General features: G+C 72.8%; 2 protein-coding genes and 1 pseudogene. All 3 read right to left on the bottom strand.

Annotation, left to right across the window (positions count from 1 at the left end):
* Positions 1 to 275: TetR family transcriptional regulator (locus tag ACYVE7_RS32480; protein ID WP_460370201.1), on the bottom strand; the 275-nt coding region annotated here is incomplete at its 3' end.
* Between the two features lie 221 nt (positions 276 to 496).
* The gene (locus ACYVE7_RS32475; protein WP_460370199.1) at positions 497 to 1,966 is read right to left on the bottom strand and encodes a hypothetical protein; all 1,470 of its coding nucleotides are present in this window, start codon (positions 1,964 to 1,966) and stop codon (positions 497 to 499) included.
* 227 nt (positions 1,967 to 2,193) lie between these two features.
* Positions 2,194 to 2,519: pseudogene (locus ACYVE7_RS32470) on the bottom strand (hypothetical protein); the annotation flags it as partial.

Below are 2,519 nucleotides of genomic sequence, written 5' to 3'. Positions count from 1 at the left end.
TCGGCGAAGAGCGCGGGCGCGGACGCCGCGGCGACGACCGCTTCGACGGGGTCGGCGACGGCGGCGAGCGAGCCCTGCAGGTCGAGGAACGCGGCCGCGGCCCGTAGCCAGGTTCTGGCCAGCAGTCCTGGCAGCGAGCCGAACGCGTGGTAGATCGCCCCGTTGGAGACCCCGGACGCGGCGGCCACGGCCCGGATCGTGACGGGTCCCGCGGCGGCGAGGGTCTCGGTGACGTCCAGCAGCCGGTCGAGGTCGTGGGTCCGTCGCCTGGGCATTACTGGAGAGTAACAGAGCATCCGCTCTGCTATCCGGGCGGCCACTGACCGGCCGTCCTGAGCCCCCCGACACAGCACCGGCAGGGCGAGAAACGAACCCGCCGAAACCTGTGTCAGCAGCGGCTAATCCGCCTCCGGACGCATGGCGCACTGGCCCTACCTATCCGAGAAGGGGGCAACACCATGCGGTACAGAACTGTCGGCGGGGAAGAGGAAGGCGACTAATCGGGGACGAGCGGGTCGGTCGCCAGCAGCAGATGATGATCGTGCAGGAGACCGGCTCGCACCGGATGATCAGAGGCCAGCCGCCGGCGGGCGGCCTCGGCCAGCCGGACGCTCCAGTCGAGCACCGGCGCGGGCAGCGACGGCGGATCGTCGCCCGTCAGCTCGCCGAGCAGGGGCGGCAGCGTGAACCGCAGATCGCCGACGCGGCCGGCGAGCTCCCGTTCGACCACCGAGTACAGGGATCTGGTCCTGGCGAGCCAGGCCGCGGTGTCGTACTCCCCCGGCCGGTGATCGCCCGCGATCCGCTCCGCCCAGGACGTCAGGAACGCCAGCGGCGGCGGCGCGTACAGCACCCGGCACGGCAGCCCTGCCAGGGCCTTCAACGCGTAGCGGACCGGATCGAACGACGGGCCCGCGAACGCCGCGGGACGCACCAGGATCACCGCACGCCACGGATCCCGCGCCTCGTGCCGTGCCCTGACGTGTGCCGCGACCGCCGACCAGGCCAGGGTCCTGCCGGAGAGCGGGTCGCGCGGCACATGGAAGACATGGCCGCTCGGCGAGATCCCCACATCCGCCCGGACCAGGACGTACTGCCAGCCGAGCGCCGCCGCCAGGATCTGGTCGGACATGCCGAGCCCGTGCCGTCCGCCGATCGCCACGATCGGGCCGTCGGCGTGGGCGGGGTCGGCGGCCTCGGGGCGCTGCTGGCCGCCGATGGCGTCCTCGACCAGCAGATGCGACGGCCACAGCCGTGCTTCGCGCTGCCAGGTGCGGTGGTCGTGGCCGCCCTGCCAGCTCCATTCGCGGGCGTCGGACAGGGCCCGGTGGGTGAGCGCCGCGAGCTCCAGCCGGATCGACGCGAAGCCCGGATCGTCGGCGAGCTCGTGCTGCGACGGCCGCCACACCAGCCCTTCGGCGCGCGCCATCTCCACGGCCTCGCCGTAGGGCAGCGGGTCGGCGAGCGGCAGGAACTCGGCGAACCGGTCGGTGATGGCCCGGTAGCGCGCACCGGAGTGCACCCAGCCGAGGCGGGCCTCGAACCGTTCGGCGGCGCGCGCGTTCCGGCCGAGCGCCTCGACGGCCGTCGCGGGCGCGGAGTGGCCTTCGGCGGTGACCAGTTCGAGCAGCGGGCGCATCCGGTCGAGCGTGACGGCCATCCGGCTGACCTCGCTGGCCATCGCGGGCACGCTCATGCTGCCGACCTCGGCCTCGGGCACCCAGCCCATCGCCGAGAACAGCTCGACGACCGACAGTCCCGCGACCCCGGCGAGATCACGCAGAAAGTCGGGTTGGAGGGTGCGCCGCCGGCCGAGGACGGCCTGGACGGTGCTCTCCTCCCAGCCCATCCGGACCGCGATCCTGGCGTTCGACAGCCCGGGGTCGCGGGAGCGGATCGCCGCCACACAGCGGGCGATCACCTCTTCCGCCCGGCGTTTCACGAGCTGGCTCTCGTCGGCCGCCATCAGCCCTCCGCGACAGATCCACACCAAGACCGGTACAAACCAGCATGGTCACGAGTTTCCCGTTTCGAAAGACTTGCCAGCGCTGCGGGCGTTCGGCGGGGATTCAAGCGAGCGCTCGGAACACAAGGGGAGCGGAGAGGCCCGGTCGCGAGACCGGGCCTCTTCCCGTGCGCGGAACCGCCACTCCCCGGCGGCCCGCACCCTGGCGCCAGTCTCACTCAGCGTGATCAACGGCCGATAAACGAGGCGTTGAGCCAGGCGGCGCGGAGCCGTTCGGCGGGCGGGTCGAGCCGTTCGCTGAGGCCGCGGGCGAACAGCCGCAGCAGATCGTGGAACGCGTAGACGTCCGGTGCGGGTGCCTCCAGCAGGCCGAGTTCGGCCAGCGAGTCGAGCAGTTCACCCGTCACGGCCGGTGGACGGCGCAGTGTGGCGGCGGCCGCGGCCGTCCCGAACACGGCGGGCGGGCCCGCCGACAGCAGCCGGAACGCCCGCGCCTGCTCCGGCGCGAGCTGGTCGTAGCCGACCTGGAACGCCGAGGAGACGGTCAGCTCCC

This window comes from Actinocorallia lasiicapitis (assembly GCF_054778695.1).
This window is presented reverse-complemented; position numbering and strand designations above follow the sequence as displayed.